This is a genomic window from Nocardia sp. Marseille-Q1738 (assembly GCF_965283145.1).
In genome coordinates this window covers 246,489-262,985 of record NZ_CBDIMS010000002.1, presented here as the reverse complement: position 1 = coordinate 262,985, position 16,497 = coordinate 246,489, and the positions used below count along the sequence as shown (strand labels likewise).

The 16,497-nt window shown below is 68.2% G+C and carries 17 protein-coding genes and 1 pseudogene; 10 read left to right on the top strand and 8 right to left on the bottom strand.

Annotation, left to right across the window (positions count from 1 at the left end):
• Positions 1–371 precede the first annotated feature (371 nt).
• Positions 372–779, bottom strand: a complete 408-nt coding sequence (locus ACWPXK_RS09555) for a DUF6463 family protein (protein ID WP_454195699.1) — start codon at positions 777–779, stop codon at positions 372–374.
• 69 nt (positions 780–848) lie between these two features.
• Here ACWPXK_RS09555 and ACWPXK_RS09550 point away from each other — a divergent pair, with 69 nt between their 5' ends.
• Complete coding sequence (locus tag ACWPXK_RS09550) at positions 849–1,448, top strand: TetR/AcrR family transcriptional regulator (RefSeq protein ID WP_454195698.1); 600 nt, start codon at positions 849–851, stop codon at positions 1,446–1,448.
• 75 nt (positions 1,449–1,523) lie between these two features.
• Here the strand turns inward: ACWPXK_RS09550 and ACWPXK_RS09545 are convergent.
• The 4 genes and pseudogenes from ACWPXK_RS09545 to ACWPXK_RS09530 all read right to left on the bottom strand — a co-directional run.
• Positions 1,524–1,721, bottom strand: a pseudogene (locus ACWPXK_RS09545) (maleylpyruvate isomerase family mycothiol-dependent enzyme); the annotation flags it as partial.
• Positions 1,722–1,801: 80 nt separating this feature from the next.
• On the bottom strand, positions 1,802–2,602 hold the full coding sequence (locus ACWPXK_RS09540; protein WP_454195697.1) for a PIG-L deacetylase family protein: 801 nt from the start codon (positions 2,600–2,602) through the stop codon (positions 1,802–1,804).
• A gap of 22 nt (positions 2,603–2,624) precedes the next feature.
• Positions 2,625–3,020, bottom strand: a complete 396-nt coding sequence (locus ACWPXK_RS09535) for a hypothetical protein (RefSeq protein ID WP_454195696.1) — start codon at positions 3,018–3,020, stop codon at positions 2,625–2,627.
• A 371-nt stretch (positions 3,021–3,391) separates the two neighbouring features.
• Positions 3,392–4,741, bottom strand: coding sequence for a TIGR01777 family oxidoreductase (locus ACWPXK_RS09530; RefSeq protein ID WP_454195695.1), 1,350 nt, complete (start codon positions 4,739–4,741; stop codon positions 3,392–3,394).
• 196 nt (positions 4,742–4,937) lie between these two features.
• Between ACWPXK_RS09530 and ACWPXK_RS09525 the strand changes: the two genes are divergently transcribed.
• A complete protein-coding gene (locus ACWPXK_RS09525) occupies positions 4,938–5,744 on the top strand; it encodes a nuclear transport factor 2 family protein (RefSeq protein ID WP_454195694.1) in 807 nt (268 codons plus the stop codon).
• A 27-nt stretch (positions 5,745–5,771) separates the two neighbouring features.
• Here the strand turns inward: ACWPXK_RS09525 and ACWPXK_RS09520 are convergent, their stop codons facing one another.
• Positions 5,772–6,677, bottom strand: a complete 906-nt coding sequence (locus ACWPXK_RS09520) for a sterol desaturase family protein (RefSeq protein WP_454195693.1) — start codon at positions 6,675–6,677, stop codon at positions 5,772–5,774.
• 218 nt (positions 6,678–6,895) lie between these two features.
• Between ACWPXK_RS09520 and ACWPXK_RS09515 the strand changes: the two genes are divergently transcribed.
• Positions 6,896–8,059: a sensor histidine kinase gene (locus ACWPXK_RS09515; RefSeq protein ID WP_454195692.1), complete on the top strand. Its 1,164-nt coding sequence runs from the start codon at positions 6,896–6,898 to the stop codon at positions 8,057–8,059.
• Positions 8,056–8,760 carry a response regulator gene (locus tag ACWPXK_RS09510; RefSeq protein WP_454195691.1) on the top strand — a complete coding sequence of 235 codons (705 nt, stop codon included), beginning with the start codon at positions 8,056–8,058 and terminating at the stop codon, positions 8,758–8,760. Before ACWPXK_RS09515 ends, ACWPXK_RS09510 begins: the two co-directional genes overlap by 4 nt.
• 39 nt (positions 8,761–8,799) lie before the next feature.
• Here ACWPXK_RS09510 and ACWPXK_RS09505 read toward each other — a convergent pair whose 3' ends face one another.
• The gene (locus tag ACWPXK_RS09505) at positions 8,800–9,606 is read right to left on the bottom strand and encodes a VOC family protein (protein ID WP_454195690.1); all 807 of its coding nucleotides are present in this window, start codon (positions 9,604–9,606) and stop codon (positions 8,800–8,802) included.
• A gap of 649 nt (positions 9,607–10,255) precedes the next feature.
• Here ACWPXK_RS09505 and ACWPXK_RS09500 point away from each other — a divergent pair.
• The 3 genes from ACWPXK_RS09500 (at position 10,256) to ACWPXK_RS09490 (ending at position 12,306) form a co-directional block, all read left to right on the top strand.
• Entirely contained in the window at positions 10,256–11,164 is a 909-nt protein-coding gene (locus ACWPXK_RS09500; RefSeq protein ID WP_454195689.1) for a helix-turn-helix domain-containing protein, read from the top strand.
• Between the two features lie 30 nt (positions 11,165–11,194).
• Positions 11,195–12,025 (top strand): SAM-dependent methyltransferase, encoded by an 831-nt coding sequence (locus ACWPXK_RS09495; protein WP_454195688.1) that lies wholly within the window; start codon positions 11,195–11,197, stop codon positions 12,023–12,025.
• Positions 12,026–12,144: 119 nt separating this feature from the next.
• Positions 12,145–12,306 carry a hypothetical protein gene (locus tag ACWPXK_RS09490; RefSeq protein ID WP_454195687.1) on the top strand — a complete coding sequence of 54 codons (162 nt, stop codon included), beginning with the start codon at positions 12,145–12,147 and terminating at the stop codon, positions 12,304–12,306.
• Between the two features lie 81 nt (positions 12,307–12,387).
• Here the strand turns inward: ACWPXK_RS09490 and ACWPXK_RS09485 are convergent, their stop codons facing one another.
• Entirely contained in the window at positions 12,388–12,573 is a 186-nt protein-coding gene (locus tag ACWPXK_RS09485; RefSeq protein WP_454195686.1) for a DUF2795 domain-containing protein, read from the bottom strand.
• Between the two features lie 158 nt (positions 12,574–12,731).
• On the opposite strand from ACWPXK_RS09485, the gene rfaE2 reads away from it, so the two are divergent.
• From rfaE2 to ACWPXK_RS09470, 3 genes are all read left to right on the top strand, one after another.
• Positions 12,732–14,258, top strand: a complete 1,527-nt coding sequence (rfaE2, locus tag ACWPXK_RS09480) for a D-glycero-beta-D-manno-heptose 1-phosphate adenylyltransferase (RefSeq protein ID WP_454195685.1) — start codon at positions 12,732–12,734, stop codon at positions 14,256–14,258.
• A 240-nt stretch (positions 14,259–14,498) separates the two neighbouring features.
• Entirely contained in the window at positions 14,499–15,710 is a 1,212-nt protein-coding gene (locus ACWPXK_RS09475) for a glycosyltransferase (protein ID WP_454195684.1), read from the top strand.
• 30 nt (positions 15,711–15,740) lie between these two features.
• On the top strand, positions 15,741–16,445 hold the full coding sequence (locus tag ACWPXK_RS09470; RefSeq protein WP_454195683.1) for an SDR family oxidoreductase: 705 nt from the start codon (positions 15,741–15,743) through the stop codon (positions 16,443–16,445).
• The last annotated feature ends 52 nt before the right edge of the window (positions 16,446–16,497 follow it).

Below are 16,497 nucleotides of genomic sequence, written 5' to 3'. Positions count from 1 at the left end.
ACGCGCGGTCGGCAGTTGATTGCGGCCCGGTCCAGCCCAATCCTCCACCTGGTCGTCGACTCTCCTCGATCAGAGCGATAGACGAACTGTTCACCATCACCGCAGATTCCCTTCCGCTCCGTGCCACACCAGTCTTGGACGCACGGGGCACGGACTCGGTTCCATCGAAGCACAGCGAGCCCGCCGCATGCAGGCAGACCGGACCCGGTATGAAACCAAAAGTACACAGCCGCAAGGTTTTCCGATAACGCGTAGGCCAGTCAGAACGTACGCGCCCGGCTATTTGTCGGGAGGGCGGCCGGTCCGAGTCGTCGATGCCCGCGAGAACAACTCACGGGCATCGTCGTCCCGCACTACCCGTCTGGACCGGCTCACACGCCGCTGAGCTGGGGCGTTGATTCGGTGAAGCGTGCGCGCCGAGCGGCGACCGCCAGCAGACCGACCGCGATCCAGGCGAGCACCCAGGGGGCGGGCTCGAGGATCACGGCAGCGAGCACCGACCAGATGCCCAGCATCCAGGCGATGAACGACGGCGGCACGATGCCCCGGCGATCCAGCCACAGCACGACCATGCCGAGCACCATCAGCGGCACGCCGAAGCTGCCGGTGGTCAGCCAGAACGAGCCCATGGCCGAACTCATCTCGGTGATTCCCTCTTCCGGTTGCCACAGCTCCGCGCTGAACCACGAGTCCCCATGTTCCGCGGCGGTCAATGCGTAACTGCCCAGCGTGTGCCCGAATCCGAGCAAAACGAGAATGCCACCTGCCCACTTGATCATGTGAAGTCCACCCATCCATCTATTACGGAACCGAGAGTTCCGATACTGATAGTTCCGTATAGTAGAAGCGTGCCGAAACCGAAACAAGGCGTGGGCCGCCCTCGCAACAGTGAGGTTGATCTCGCGATCGTCGATGCCACGCGAGAGCTGCTGGCCGAGCGCGGCTACGCCGGACTCACCGTCGACGCGGTGGCGGCGCGAGCCGGTATCGGCAAGGCCGCGATCTACCGCAGGTACGCGACCAAGCAGGAAATGATCTTCTCCGTCGTGGTGCACGACATGCGGGAGCAACCGCCGCCCGACGCAGGCTCCCTGCGCGCCGACCTGGCCGCCGTAACCCGCACCATCGCAGCACAACTCGGCCGCGCCCCCACCGACGTTCTCGCCGGTTTACTAGCCGACATCTACGCCGACGACACGCTGGCAACCCGCTTCGCCGAGACCTTCCTCGAACGCGAGCGACTCGTACTGACCGAGGTGCTCCACCGCGCGGTCACCCGCGGCGAACTGACCACCCTCCCCGACCCGACCACCGCGCAGGCACTCCTCCTCGGCCCGATCTTCGCCTGGCTATTGATCCTCGACGGCAACCGCGACAAACTACCCGCCCTCACCCACACGGTCGCCGAAGCGACAGCCGGCATCCTGCTGTCCGAGAACTCCGACTAACTCAACCGATGCCGCCGATGGGCGAAAAGCGTTCACGCGAACCCAGATCGGATGGCAGACGTCGGCTACTGGGGTCTACCGCGAGAGAAGGTGGACAAGGCGGGGTCGCCCGGGACCGGTCAGATCGGCGAGGACGGCGGGGCGCCCGGCCATCGCCATGAGCAGCGCCTCGCCGGTCCCGCGCACTTCCGGGCCCGCACCGTGGGTCCACGTCAGATCGGTGGCGACCAGACGAACCCCTCGAGTTCGCCACGCGCCACGAATGAGCGGTGCATCGTGCGAAGAAATCGCATGTGGGCGGCGGGCTTCGGGGGCGCGGCGGCTGGGCGCGCAGCAGTTGGTAACGGCCGGTTTCAGCGATGTGCGGGTTGGAAGATGTCGTCCAGTGGGGTGCTGGGAGTTGGGGCGGCGCCTTCCTCGGCGAACCATTCCCAGTGGACGACGCGAGCGAGGATCGGGGTGGGGATGTGTAGTAGCGCGTTTGCGATGGTGGCGAAGCGGCTGGAGCCATCGATGATCGAGCGGTGGGCGGACAGCGCGGTTTTGCGTTGGGCGGCAAAAGGACTGACGTCGATGCGGTGGGTGATTTCCGAGCGCGGGCTGTACAAGGTGGCGAGAGTGGCCGGGTCGTAGCGCAGCGGAATCCGCAATCGTTCGAGTACACGCAGGGTGCGCGTGTAGTTTTCGCGTGGCATCGTGGCGTCCAGGACGCGCGACACCCCGGCCAGTTCGGCCGCCCGCTTGCCGACCTCGTGCACCCGGACATGGTCGCGGTGGCCGTAGCCGCCGTTGCGGTCATAGCTGAGCAGGACGTCGGGATTCTCCTCGCGCAGGATCGCGGCCAACCGCTCGGCCGCCTCCTCGGGATCGGCCCGCACGAACCGCACCCGATCCGGTGGGTCCGCATAGAGCACCGCGCCGTGGCCGCTGTCGGCATACCCGAGGTGCGCCACCCTGGCCACGCCGAGCGCGGCGGCACTGGCCTCCAACTCGCCCAGCCGAATAGCTTTCCGGCCATCCAGATCGGCCATGTGGCCGTCGGTGGCGACCACGATCACCGTCCGGTGCCCGGCGGCGGCCAGCTTGGCCAGCGTTCCTCCGGTCAGCAGCGTCTCGTCGTCCGGATGCGCGTGGAATGCCACAACGGTCGCCATCGCCCCAGTGTGCCAGGGACGCTCACCACAGGTCTCTGGCCAATCTGGTGGCGCCGACGAGCATGTAGCCGCCGGTCAACGCGACCATGGCGATCGCGGCCGGGCGTGGGACGTCACCGCGGGCCACACGCACGCCTCCATGGGTGGTGTCGAGTATGTCCACCATGAGCGCGAGGCGCTGCCAGCGCGGCAATTCATCCTGCGGCGCGGTCAGGTAGCCGAGACCGAGCGCGACCGCCCTGGCGCCGAATATTCGCGTCATGTAATCGAGTTCGGGCGTTGGACGCACACCCAGCGCCCTGGTCAGTGTCCGCGGCGCCGCGAGGGCGGCCGCGCCGAGTGCGACACGACCGAGCGCGAGGCCGCGCAGGGCACCGGCCAGCGGGGAGCGGGACTGCTGCACGCTGTTCGTCGCCATATCCCGAGCCTGGCCGAAAACGCAGATCGAGTCGATTACCCGCGAGGTAATCGACCTACGCGGCCGCCCCGCCCACCCTCGTCCGCTCGCCGGGCGCCGCGGCGGAGATCACCAGATCAGCAAAATCAGCGCTTTCTGCAGGGTGTCCAGAATGCGGCCGATGGTGATCGCGATTTCCACGGTGCCCATGACGAGCCCCTTTCCTCGGGACGGCAAATCCTCGACACATCAATTCAAGCTCGCCCGAACACGATTCGGAAGCTCCAGCCTTGCACAATTGATGCACGGCGCGATGTCGAAGGGCTCCACTGCCGGTGTCGATGCTCTGCCGCGCCGGATCATGCTCGTCGCAGGCGGTCGACCGACCTGGCTCAGCCCGCGGACCTGCCGAGCAGATGACGCAACGCCGGTTCCAGTGCGGGCGCTCGGAACTGATGACCGGCCTGCACCAGCCGGGTGGGAACGACACGCTGGCTCGCGGACGCCAGCTCCCGGTTGCCCTCGCGGCCGAGCAGCAGCGCGGGTCCGAGCCGTGGTACCGGGAGCAGCGCGGGACGATGCAGCACCGCGGCCAGCACCTTGGTGTACTCGGCATTGCGAACCGGTTGCGGCGCAACGGCATTGACCGGACCCGACAGTGTGGTATCCCATAGTGCGCGGTAATACACGTCGATCAGGTCGTCGATCCCGATCCACGAGAGCCACTGCCGGCCGTCGCCGATGCGTCCGCCCAGCCCGGCCGTGAACAGCGGGCGCAGCAACCGCAGCGTGCCACCCCGCGGGGACTGCACGATCCCGGTGCGCACACGCACCACCCGGACACCCGATTCCGCGGCGGGGGCCGAGGCCGCCTCCCAGCTGTCGACCAGGTCGGCGAGGAAGCCGTCACCGCGCGACGCGCGCTCGGTCAGCGTCTCGTCGCCCCGATCGGAGCCGTAGTAGCCGATCGCGGAGGCGCTGGCGAAGACCGGCACCGCCGCCCGCGCCGCGACCTCGGCCAGCTTTCGAGTCGGGCCGATCCGGCTGTCCGCGACAGTACGCTTGTGCCGTTCGGTGAACCGGCCCGCGATCGATGCTCCGGCCAGGTGCACCAGCGCATCCACGCCATCGAGCAGACCCGGCGCGGGATCGGCGGGGTCCCAGTGCCTTTCGTCGGCAGCCCGCGGCGGGTGGCGGACCAGCCGCACCACGCGATGTCCTCCGGTGGTCAGAAAGGCGGTCAGCGCCGAACCGACCAGGCCCGACGACCCGGTCACCGCGATGGTCTTGGACACGAAACCCGCCCGCGTCGCCCGCGCATGCGCCGCAAGATCGTCGGCGAGCTGACGATGCCGGTAGGCGAACATGGGGCGCAGCACCGTGGCGGGCACCGGCGCGTCCACCTGGTCCACCACGCGGGTGTGCCGCTCGTCGACGACCTCGAAATCATGGGTGTGCCGCCAGGGCAACAGCCCCGCGGGCAGCGAGCCGATTCCGTCGACCGTTACCTCGTCGACGAACCGGTGCGGAGGGTCGTATTCCTCGGGGTCGTGCCGTGCCACCCAGCGCAATCCGCCGGGCAGACCGAGTACCGCCTGTCCGTCGGACAGCGAACCGGATTCGGCGCGCGGTGACACCGGCTGCCAGGGCGGGGCCAGCCGGGTGAGCGCGCCGGGGCGGGCGTGCCAGGCGAACACCTCGGACCGAGGGAGATCGATGACGCTCGCATACTCGATGCCCATTCCGCGACTGTAGTGCGAAACCAACCGTAGGCAGTGTTTGCTAAGCGTTTGCTGTGTCGAAAACTTTCCAAACCGTAATAGACGGTCTATATCCGATTCGCCCGATATGGGGCACTGCCCCGAAGCTCGGTGTGGTCGAATTAGAACCCGTTCTACCATGGATCGAGTCCCGGCCCACGCCAATGGAGGTACCGCCATGCCGCTGGATCCCTCGGTCGCGGCGCTGCTGACGACCGTCGAGGCATCACCGCGTGCGGTCGCCGCGCACGACAAGTCCGCCTGGGTCGACCTGTTCACCGAGGACGCCGAGATCAACGACCCGGTCGGCTCGCGCCCCCATATCGGCCACGCCGCCATCGAACGCTTCTACGACACCTTCATCGGGCCGAACACCATCACCTTCCGCGTCGACCGCGACCTGGTACACCCGCCGACGGTCCTGCGCGACCTGACGATCGCGACCACGATGTCGACCGGCGCCACCGTCTTCGTCCCGATGCACCTGCGCTATCGACTCGTCGAGCGGGATGGCGTCTGGAAGATCGCCCACTTGGCCGCGCACTGGGAGCTGGCGAGCATGGTCCGGCAACTGCTGCGCACCGGATTGCCCGGGATCGCCGCCGCACTGAAGCTCGGTCCGCAGTTGATCGCCAACCAGGGCTTCGGCGGATTGCTCGGGCTCATGCGGGCGCTCGGCGGCGTGGGCCGCGGCGGAAAACGTTTCACGACACAAGTTTTCGCCGCGGCGGCGAGTACCGACGTGCGCCGGGTCCGCGTGCTGCTCGGCAACCGGGCGGACATCGAGCTGCCCGTGGGCACACCGGTCTCGGCGGAAGAATTCACCAATCGGGCGCGAAATATGCGCTGGAGCAAGATGATCGCGGCGGGCCGCACGGTCACGGCGAGCGTCCGGCTCGGCGACGCATCCGGAGTCGCGGTAGTGGAGTTCGCGACCGATAGCAATCACATAGCAACCATTCGGTTCCACCTCGCCACGGTCTGATCTCAGCTGTCCAGGACGTCGCCGTGCTCAGCCGTGCGCGACGACTCGATCGGACATCGCCTCCTGGACGCGATCGGGTTCCGACGCCGGGTGCTCGGTCCAACCGGGCGGGCCGAAGATGTACCCGAGGCGTCCGCGCCAAGTAGTGGCGCCGCGCACGTCACGGACCAGTCCGGCGAGCTCGTGATAGTTGACCTTCAGCGGATTGTCGGTGCCGATGTTCTTGGTGAGGCCGTAGCGGATGGGCTCGGATTCGGCGGCGAAACTGCCGAACATGCGGTCCCAGATGATGAAGACGCCGCCGTAGTTCTTGTCGATGTAGGGCTGGTTCGAGCCGTGGTGGACGCGGTGATGTGCCGGAGTATTGAACAGGAACTCGATCGGGCGCGGCAGTGTCGTGATGCGCTGGGTATGGATCGGGAACTGGTAGAGCAGGCCGATGCTCTGCAATAGGAAGATCATCCAGGCCGGGAACCCGAGCAGAGCCGCGGGCACCCAAGCCACCCCGCGCACAGTGCCGGCCACCGGATGCAGCCAGGGCAGCCGGATCGCGGTGGAGAGATTGAAGTACTCGCTGGAGTGGTGCACGCTGTGCGCGGTCCACAGCAGGCGGACCCGATGGTCGGCGCGATGCGCCCAGTAGTAGCAGAAATCCGTCACGACCAGGCCGAGTGCCCAGACCCACCACGATCGCGGTGAGAGGTGCAGCGGCGTGACCGCGGCGGCGGCGACGACAGCCGAGAACGGCAGCAGATGCTGTAGCAACGGTTTCGCCAGCCTGCTCAGGGTGAACGTCACCACGTTGGAGGCGGTGTCGCGGGCCGAGCCGCTGCTGTCCGGCCGGTCGGGATCGCGGCGGTAGGCGATCCACTCCACGAGCATCAGCACCGCGAACGCCGGTATGGCCCAGATGAACAACTCCACACGGCCCATGAGTTCTCCTTCACCGTCTGCCGTCGGCCTCGACGCTACGGGCGCCCCCCTGCACGAACATCGCGCCAACGAGGGATTGCGCGTCCCCCGCGCGGGGGACGCGGACGGCCTGGATCGCGGGCACCCTGAGCACTCGGCATACGGGGAAGGTCCGGGCTCGCTCGCTAGGATCGCCCGCGAAACCCGACGAGACCAGAGATGGAGGCGGTGGCGAACTGATGGATGTGAGCAGATCGCTGGCCCGCCAGTCGCTGGTGGTCGCCGTGGTCGCCGCGGTCATCGACGCGGTGGTGCTCGGACTGTCCGGCGTGTTCGCCGTGGCCTCGTGGCAGACCGCCGCCGCCATCGCCGTGGTCGTCGCCGCCGACCTGGCCTTGGCGGCGCCGCCGCGAACGGCGGGTGTGGTGGCTGTGGCGCAGGTGCTGGTGCGATTGCTCGCCGTACTGTTGCTGTACCGGTACGGATTCCCGGTTCGGTTCGCCGACGTGGGATTCCTGGTGGCGGGATATCGCGCGGGAGCCTGGTTGAGCGGCCCGAAGTCCGCGCTGACCATGCTCGTCCTGTGCGGCGGCGTCGCCTCGGCCCATTTGTTCACCGACAGCGCCGCGGCGCATGACTGGCGGCTGCTACTCGCGTCCACCGTGGCCGCCGGATGCGTACCGTGGCTGGTCGGCCGCTACACGGCCGCGCGCGGCGCCTACATCGCCGACCTCGAGCAGCGCGCCCGGCTGCGCCACCAGGAGCACCGGGCCGCGCTGGAGCGCGCCGTGACCGAGGAGCGGGCCGCGATCGCGCGGGACCTGCACGACGTGATCTCCCATCACGTCAGCGCCATCGGCATCCACGCGGGCGCGGCGCGACTGGCGCTGGGCGGGACGGCGAGCTCGGCGGCCGCGCGATCGCTGGCGGCCGTGGAGTCCAGCAGCAGAGCCGCGATGACCGACCTGCGCCGCCAGCTCGATCTCTTGCACGGACGCGAGGACGAGGGGCAGCGCCAGCCGGGACTCGCGGATATCGACGGGCTGATCGCGCACGTGCGCGAAGCCGGGCTGGAGGTCGAGGTGACCGTGCGTGGCACCCCCGTCGACCTACCGGAGTCGCTGAACCTCACGTTGTATCGCATCGTGCAGGAGCTGCTGACCAACTCGCTGCGGCACGGCGACGGAACGCGGGCGCGGCTGGAGGTGGAGTACCTCCCGAAGCGGGTGGTGCTGCGGGCGACCAATCCCCTTCCGCCGGCACCGGCCGCCGCCGACACCTCGGTCCCACGCGGTCTCAACGGCATCCGCCGCCGCGCGGAGCTGTTCGACGGCGAACTGGACTACGGCCGTGCTGCCGACCACTGGCACACCACGGTCGCCATGCCGATCGGAGGGTCATGAACACGCCCATCCGCGTCCTGATCGCCGACGACCACAGCATGTTCCGCTCCGGACTGCGCGCCGTCGTCGACAGCCAGGACGATCTGGACTGCGTAGCCGAGGTGAGCGACGGGCGAGCCGCGATCGCCGAGACCGCCCGCCTGCGGCCGGATGTCGCGATCCTCGACGTCCGGATGCCGAAGCTGGACGGACTGGCCGCCACCGCCGCGATCGTCGCCGCGGGCGGCACCCACGTCCTGGTACTGACCACCTACGACAGCGACGCCAATCTGTATCGCGCGTTGCAAGCCGGCGCGAGCGGGTTCCTGCTCAAGAGCCTGCCGCCGGAAGAACTGGTCGCCGCCATCCGCATCGCGGCGCGCGGCGACGCGCTGATCGACCCCTCGATGACCCGCCGCCTGGTATCCCGCTTCGCGAGCAGTCTCGCGCCGCCGCGCACACCACCGGAGGTGCAGCTGCTCACCGCTCGCGAGCTGGAGGTGCTGCTGCTGCTCGCCGACGCGCGCAGCAACGCCGAGATCGCCGCGGTGCTCGGTGTCGGCGAAGAAACGGTGAAGACGCACGTCTCGCGCATCCTGGCGAAACTCGGCGTCCGCGACCGCATCCACGCGGTCGTCTACGCCCACCAGCACGGCCTGGTCTCCCTGGGACCGCCGCGCGCGGACCGAGCGGACCCATCCCGCCGGGTCGATCTCGGGTAACGGAACGGCGGGGTGGCGCCACCACCCCGCCGTCATACCTCAAGCGCCGGTGGGTGGTTCGCCGACGGTGGTGCTGGGGTCGATGATGCCGAAGACCTCGCCCTGCGCGCCCTGCACGATGCCCATGCGGCCGAAGGGGCTGTCGTCGGGCCCGGACAAGATCGTCGAGCCGAGATCGCGGGCCTTGTCCAGCGCGGTGTCGGCGTTGTCCACCTGGAACCAGGCCAGCCAGTAGGACGGATTGTCGCCCGGCATCTTGGTCGAATCGTTGACGCCGCCGATGGCGTCGCCGTCCTGGGTCCGGCTGAAGGTGGAGTAGATGAAGTTCTGGCCGTCGCCGATCTCGGTGTAGTGCCAGCCGAAGACGTTGGCGTAGAACTCCTGGGCCTTCTTGTAGTCGCTGGTGTGCAGCTCGTTCCAGCAATAGGCGCCGTGCTCGTTGTAGATGCCCGCGCCGCTGTGGGCCTTGGACTCCCACACCCCGAATACCGCGCCGGTGGGATCGGCGGCGACGAACATCCTGCCGACGTCGAGCACGTCGAATGGCGCCATCATCAGCGCACCGCCCGCCGCGGAGACCTTTTCGGCGACGGTGTCGGCGTTGTCGGCGGCGAGATACGTGGTCCACACGGAGGGCATCGGCATGCCCTCCGGCTTGGGTCCGATGCCGGCGGCCGCGCGGCCGTTGCGCATCGCCATGAGATATCCACCCGCCTCGGGCGGACTGTCCTGGACATCCCAGCCGAAGAGTTCGCCGTAGAAATCGCGGGCACGGGCGGGGTCGTCGACCTGGCAGTCGACCCAGCACGGCGTTCCCTGCGGCCAGCTTCCATCATGAGTGGGCATTGCGGTGCCTCCTGACATGGGTTGCTGAGGTGCGGCCGAGACAGCCGGCACACGGCTAGTCAACCACCGGTACTCCGCCGAGGTGGCCCGAATCGGCCGACCACTCCGGCTCGATTCCCGAGCCGCGATCCCCCACGTGAAAAGCCCCCAAAAAGATCAGTCCCCGGTAGTCTTCGTCGAAACCATGAGCCTCAGTCGTCGCTGACAGCTCCGGTATCTCGACTGGCTTGCCGGGGGCCTAGCCGGATCCTGGGTCAGTATCTTTCATTGCCAACAGACGTCTCCGTCGACAATGCGACACTGTCCGGTGCTCCGGTGTAACTTCTTATTTTTCTCCCGATTTCTCCTCGAGTCAATAGGTCCGTGCGCCCGAATTACGGCCGCATACGACTCGGCTTTCCTGAGCTCGCACCGGGGCCATGAGGTGCGCCGCGCTGCGGTCATCGATGACCGCAGCGCCGAGGGAACTCCTGGGCTACGACAACCGAGGTCCGCCGTCCTGGTTCGGCACATCAGCGGCTCCCCGAGCAGCGATCCGCGCGGAACTACCGGGCACGGAATAGCGCGATACGCGTAGTTCGCTCCGGCGGGCTGCACCGTAATGGGTTGTGGCACAATCGCCTACACATGCCGACCGAGGGGAGTGGCAGTGATCGGGGACCAGGCCGCCGCCGAAACGACAGCCGCCGGAGATGATCCGGAGGATGATCCCGCACTGCTGCGCCGGGTACTCGGGGCGCGATTGCGGCGGTTGCGCGAAGCGGCTGGGATCAGCGGGGAAGCCGCGGGCCGAGCACTACGAGCCTCACACTCCAAGATCAGCCGCTTGGAGGCAGGCCGGGTGGGCTTCCGCGGGAGGGATATCGATGACCTGCTGACCCTCTACGGCGTGCACGACACCGACGTCCGGGCCGAGTACCGACAACTGGCGCAGCGAGCCAATGCCGTGGGGCGCTGGCAGGGCGAGGCGAGTCTGACGCCGCTACGGCTGGACACCTATCTCGCGCTCGAGGACGCCGCCACCTTGATCCGCTGTTACGCGCCGGGTTTGGTGCCCGACCTGGTGCGGACACCGTCCTACGCACACACGGTCTTCGCCATCGCCCATCGCGAACCAGCAGCCGACATCCAGCGGCGCGTCGAGTTGCTGATGCGGCGCCAGCGCCTGCTCACCCGCTCCGACCCGCCCAGGGTGTGGTTCGTCATCGAGGCGGCGGCGTTGCGCCGCCCGATCGGCGGGCATGAGGTATGGGATACGCAACTGGACCACCTCGCCGACTTGGCGGCGCGCCCCAACATCACCGTGCAGGTGCTGCCCGACCACGTCGGTGGTCCCGCCATCAGCGAAACCCCCTTCACCCTGCTTCGTTTCGCCGCGTCCGAGCTCAGCGACCTCGTCCACCTCCCGCACGCCACCGGGACCCAGTTCCTCGACAAACGCGGCGACCTCGACCACCACAACGCGATCTGGGATCGACTGTGCGTGTGCGCCACACCGCCAGAACAGACCACCGAGCTCATCGACGCGCTCCGAACCACCCAGTTCCCCACCGCATAACAGCAACGGCCAGAGGCAGTACCCACACGCATGTCCGACAATTACATCAGCACGCAGCCGCCGACCAAGATCGACATCACCATCGCCCACGAAGCCCGCGTCTACGATTACTGGCTCGGCGGCAAAGACAACTATCCCGCCGACCGGGCACTCGGCGACGCCATCGCCGAACACATCCCCACCATCAAGACCATGGCCAGGGCCAATCGGGCCTTTCTCACTCGCGCGGTCCGCTACCTGGTCGGCGAGGCCGGGATCACGCAATTCCTCGACATCGGCACCGGCATCCCCACCGCGGGCAACACCCATGAGGTCGCCCAGCACCTCGACCCGGCCGCGCGCATCGTCTACGTCGACAAGGACCCGATCGTGCTCGCCCACGCCCGCGCGCTCATGACCAGCACGCCGCAGGGCCGCACCCGCTTCATCCACGCCGACCTGCACGATCCCCGCTCCATCCTCGACCACCCCGCGCTCGCGGAGACCCTCGACCTGACGAAACCCGTCGCCATCATGCTCGTCGCGATCATGATGTACTTCCGCGACAGCGACCACCCCGAGGACATCATCAGCACGCTCCTCGACGCCGTCCCCTCCGGCAGCCACCTCGTCATCACCCACCCCACCGCCGACTTCGACGCCGCCGCCATGGCCGCCGTCACCGCCGCCGCGGAAGCCTCCGGAATCGCATTCCACCCCCGCAGCCACACCGACACCGCCACCCTGTTCACCGGCACCACCCTCGTCGATCCCGGACTCGTCCCCGTCGCCACCTGGCGACCCGAACTCACCGACCGCCCCACCCCCGTCACCAACGCCGACAGCGCCTGGTACTGGGCCGGCATCGGACACAAACCTTGACAACTGGCCGCGATCGTCACCCGCGACACGATGATCGGCGTGGCGCTGCCCCAGGTCGATTGGACCGCGCGGCAACCACCGGACCAAGTCGAGGCCGCGACGCGAAAGGACGCGCAACAGTGACAAGCCGTCCGTACGAAATCCTCCTGGACACCATGGATCCCGCGTCGCGCCGGGAAACCACGCTCCCCGAACTCGACCGCGCACCCGACCCGTGGGAGACGAGCATGGAGTTACGCGCTCGCACCGACACGGTTCGGGAGCGGTTCAACATGCGGTAGATAGGGCGGGCCACGCGAGAGCACGGCCGGAGAATCCGGCCCACGTCCACCGGGCCGCGGGCCGGATTCGCGCGAGAGCTGCTAGGAAACGGCTTGACTGACCGCGTTCGGGCCGTCGTAGGTACGGTCGGGGATCGCCTTCAGAGCATCGAGAATGTCCTTGTCTGCACCGTTGCCCTTGGCCGCGGACACGATGCCGTCGCGATCGCACGGATAGTCGACGCCGGACAAGAACTTTTGCACCTGAATCGGATTGACCTGGCCCATGCTGTGCTCCTCTCTCCGATATGCAGAACCGATCGGCGGACATCCAGCGCACTACCACGTCATCGGCAGGCCAAACCAGGCAGCGGCGGCGTCGCCGGTTTAGCCCGGAAAGCCGGTGGAACCTCGAGAACAAGCATCGGACCGGATGGGAGGACGCAATGGACCCCGAGTACATCGCGTCCACCGCGCACGCCGGTATCGGTCTCGGACCTGACGCGGCGGAGCGGATAGCCAAGGGGCACCCCGTGGTCGTGGTAGTGGGTGACGCGGTTCTGGACGTGTGGAAATGGGGACATTGCGAACGGCTGTGCCGGGAGGCGCCGGTCCCGGTGATCGACATCGAACGCAGCTCGACAGTGCCGGGCGCGGCGGGAAATACGGCGGCCAACCTGGCGGCGCTCGGCGCACGGACGCGATTGGTCGCTCTCACCGGCGACGATTGGGCGTCCGCGGCCTTGCGTGACGCATTGGAGCGGTCGGACGTCGACGCGACCCGGCTGCGGCGGGCCGCTGGCCGCGCGACCCCGGTCGAAACACGCATCGTGGCCGATGACCGGATCATGATGCGCTACGACGAGGGCAGTATCACCGCTGTCGACGACTCCGAAGCCGACGCACTGCTCGCGTCGCTCGACGAGGCGCTCACCGGCGCCGCCGCGGTAGTGGTCTGTGACCATCACGGAGCGCTCGGCGACCGCATGTGCCGCGCCCTCACCGCCCGGCGCGAGCGATTACCGCTGCTGATCGTCGCCGGCCACCAGCCATGGCGCTGGCGCCCCCTGCGTCCGGACCTGGTGACCCTCGACGCGGACGACGCCATCGCCGTGCTCGGCCTGTCCCGCGCCGACGGAGATCTGCCGCGGACGAATTCCATGCAGCGCATCGAACTCTTCGACCGTCATCGGCATCGCCTGTTCGAGGCGATCGGCACGAGCACGGTGGTCGTCACCCTCGACCGCGCGGGCAATGTGCTCTTGGACGAGGATCGTCCGGCACACCGGACATGGGCGCAGCAGGTGCCGGACAGTCGATGCGCGGGCACGGGAGACACTTTCGTAGCCGCCCTGACTCTCGCGTCGATCAGCGGCATGCCGCTCACCTCGGCCGTCGAGCTCGCGCAGGCCGCCGCCGACGTGGTCGTCCGTCGGCCGGGCACCGCGGTCTGCACGACCGGCCACCTGCGTGAGCGGCTCGATCGCAGCAGCGGGGCGGTACTTCCGCAGCAGGAATTGGCCGAGGTCCTCCGCAACCATCGTGCCGACGGCAAGCGCATCGTGTTCACCAACGGTTGCTTCGACATGCTGCACGCCGGGCACATCGCCTACCTCAACGAGGCCAAACGCCTCGGGGACATCCTGGTGGTAGCGGTCAACTCCGACGGGAGTGTGCGGAAACTCAAGGGTCCCGATCGTCCGGTGAATGCCGCTCAGGACCGCTGTGCGGTGCTGGCCGCACTGGGCTGTGTCGACCACGTGACGATCTTCGACGAAGACACGCCGGTCGGATTGCTGCGCGCCACCGAGCCCGACGTGTACGTCAAAGGCGGCGACTACCGGATCGAGCTGCTGCCCGAAACACCGATCGTGCGCGGATACGGGGGTGAGGTCAGGGTGCTGGGCTATCTGGCGGACCGCTCTACCTCCGCGGTGATCGAACGGATACGCGCCCGTGCGGCGACCGAGTGATTGCACCCGAGCCGCGCTGTCGGCCATCTCGGATTGATCACCGGCGCAGTGGGTACGCGCCGGTCATGGATTTCCTCGTGATCGCCGCAACAGGTCCGGTCGCCGCTCGCGGAAGACCCGCGAACAGACCGCGCCCGGCAGCGGCGACCACGGACATGGAGGCCATGGCGAGCGGTTGAGCAGGCAACCGGCAGGCACGATTCCCGACCCGCGGGTACGACGACGAGGAGGGAGAACGTCGTGAAGATCGCCATGGTTTCCGAGCACGCCAGCCCGCTCGCCCAGCTCGGTGGCGTCGACGCCGGTGGCCAGAACGTGCACGTCGGCGAGTTGGCGGCCGCGTTCGCCCGCCGCGGGCACGAAGTCTCCGTCTATACCCGCCGCGAGGCACCCGATATCGACACCGAGGTCGTCACCGACGCCGGTTATCGCGTGGTGCATGTTCCGGCCGGTCCGCCCGAGCCGATTCCGAAGGACAGCATTCTGTCCCACCTCGGCGAGTTCACGACGTTCCTGCGGGAACACTGGTCGAAGCGTCCACCGGATCTGGTCCATGCGCACTTCTGGATGTCCGGGCTGGCCTCCGAGGCGGCCGTGGCGCGGGGCCCACGCATCCCGGTGGTGCTGACCTTCCACGCGCTGGGCACGGTCAAGCGCCGATACCAGGGCTCCGCCGACACCAGCCCGCCGTCGCGGATCGAATTCGAACGACTCGTCGGCACCCGCGCCGACCACGTGGTGGCCACCAGCACCGACGAAGTCGAGGAACTCGCGCGCATGGGCGTTTCCCGGGCACGCATCTCCGTCGTGCCGTGCGGTGTCGATCTGACGTCGTTCGGTCCGCACGGGCCTGCCGCCGAGCGGGGACCACACAGACGTCTGGTCTCGGTGGGAAGGCTGGTCCCCCGCAAAGGATTCGACACCGCCATCAAGGCTTTGGTGTACGTGCCAGACACCGAATTGCTGATCGCGGGCGGCACGGACAACGACAAGGACGCGACCGGCGCCGAATCCCAGCGGCTGCGTCGGGTAGCGGTCGAACACGGCGTCGCCGACCGCGTCCACCTACTCGGGCAAGTACCGCATGCCGCGATGCCTCCGCTGCTGCGTTCGGTCGACGTGGTCGTGTGCACACCCTGGTACGAGCCCTTCGGCATCGTGCCGCTGGAGGCGATGGCCTGTGCGAAGCCGGTTGTGGCCAGCGCGGTCGGGGGGTTGCTCGACACCGTGGTCGACGGTGTCACCGGCGCGCTGGTCGCCCCCGAGCCGCACAAGGTGGCGCGTGCGTTACGCCCCCTGTTGGAGGACGACTCGCTTCGCCGAGCTTGGGGTACCGCCGGATATCGACGAGCGCGCGACCGCTACTCCTGGGATCGAGTCGCCGAAGAAACACTCGCCGCCTACCGCCGCGCCACCCCGGCACCCGAGAGTCCCCTCGCGACCGCTGGCTGAAGCCGACAATCCACCTGGAAAGGATCTCGTGTGAGCCGACCGGAGAACACAGCACTCGGCAATGTCCTGATCACCGGAGGCGCCTCCGGATTGGGCGCCGCCACCGTCGAGGCGGTACGCGCCGCGGGTGGCGTCCCTTTGGTCATCGACCGGCACAAACCCGAAACCGACGTCATCTGGGAATACGCGGATCTGGCGCACTCCGAGGACGCCGAACGAGCCGTGCATACCCTCCTGCGCCGCGCCGACGGCCGCCTGAACGCGGTGTTCACCGCCGCCGGTATCGACTCGTGCGGCAAGCTGGACGAAGTCTCGACCGAGGACTGGGAACGCGTCATCCGAGTGAACCTGTTCGGAACCGCTGCCGTCATCCGGGCCGCGCTGCCCGCGCTGCGGGCCAGCCGCGGCACGGTGGTCACGTGCGCGTCCACGCTCGGCATCAAGGCGCTGCCGGACGCGACCGCATACTGCGCCTCGAAATTCGGGGTGGTCGGCTTCAGCAGGGCGCTGGCGGCCGAAACAGCCGGCGAGGTCGGCGTCACGCTGCTGATCCCCGGCGGGATGCACACGGCGTTCTTCGACGGGCGACCCGCCCAGTACGTCCCGCCCCCGGATGTCCAGCTCAACAAACCCGAGGACGTCGCCGCCACCGCGGTTTTCGCCATGACCCGGCCGCGCGGTTGCGAAGTCAGAGAGCTGGTCGTCTGCCACTCCACCGAGCAATCCTGGCCATGACGATCTGGAAATGGCTCCCACTGCCGGCCGAGGTCGCCACCGCCCACCCGGT

What these genes read in the sequence shown, in the direction of transcription:
- ACWPXK_RS09555 (WP_454195699.1), bottom strand. Translation starts at nt 779, where the DNA reads ATGATCAAGTGGGCAGGTGGCATTCTCGTTTTGCTCGGATTCGGGCAC.
- ACWPXK_RS09540 (WP_454195697.1), bottom strand. Translation starts at nt 2,602, where the DNA reads ATGGCGACCGTTGTGGCATTCCACGCGCATCCGGACGACGAGACGCTG.
- ACWPXK_RS09535 (WP_454195696.1), bottom strand. Translation starts at nt 3,020, where the DNA reads ATGGCGACGAACAGCGTGCAGCAGTCCCGCTCCCCGCTGGCCGGTGCC.
- ACWPXK_RS09530 (WP_454195695.1), bottom strand. Translation starts at nt 4,741, where the DNA reads ATGGGCATCGAGTATGCGAGCGTCATCGATCTCCCTCGGTCCGAGGTG.
- ACWPXK_RS09525 (WP_454195694.1), top strand. Translation starts at nt 4,938, where the DNA reads ATGCCGCTGGATCCCTCGGTCGCGGCGCTGCTGACGACCGTCGAGGCA.
- ACWPXK_RS09520 (WP_454195693.1), bottom strand. Translation starts at nt 6,677, where the DNA reads ATGGGCCGTGTGGAGTTGTTCATCTGGGCCATACCGGCGTTCGCGGTG.
- ACWPXK_RS09515 (WP_454195692.1), top strand. Translation starts at nt 6,896, where the DNA reads ATGGATGTGAGCAGATCGCTGGCCCGCCAGTCGCTGGTGGTCGCCGTG.
- ACWPXK_RS09510 (WP_454195691.1), top strand. Translation starts at nt 8,056, where the DNA reads ATGAACACGCCCATCCGCGTCCTGATCGCCGACGACCACAGCATGTTC.
- ACWPXK_RS09505 (WP_454195690.1), bottom strand. Translation starts at nt 9,606, where the DNA reads ATGCCCACTCATGATGGAAGCTGGCCGCAGGGAACGCCGTGCTGGGTC.
- ACWPXK_RS09495 (WP_454195688.1), top strand. Translation starts at nt 11,195, where the DNA reads ATGTCCGACAATTACATCAGCACGCAGCCGCCGACCAAGATCGACATC.
- ACWPXK_RS09485 (WP_454195686.1), bottom strand. Translation starts at nt 12,573, where the DNA reads ATGGGCCAGGTCAATCCGATTCAGGTGCAAAAGTTCTTGTCCGGCGTC.
- rfaE2 (WP_454195685.1), top strand. Translation starts at nt 12,732, where the DNA reads ATGGACCCCGAGTACATCGCGTCCACCGCGCACGCCGGTATCGGTCTC.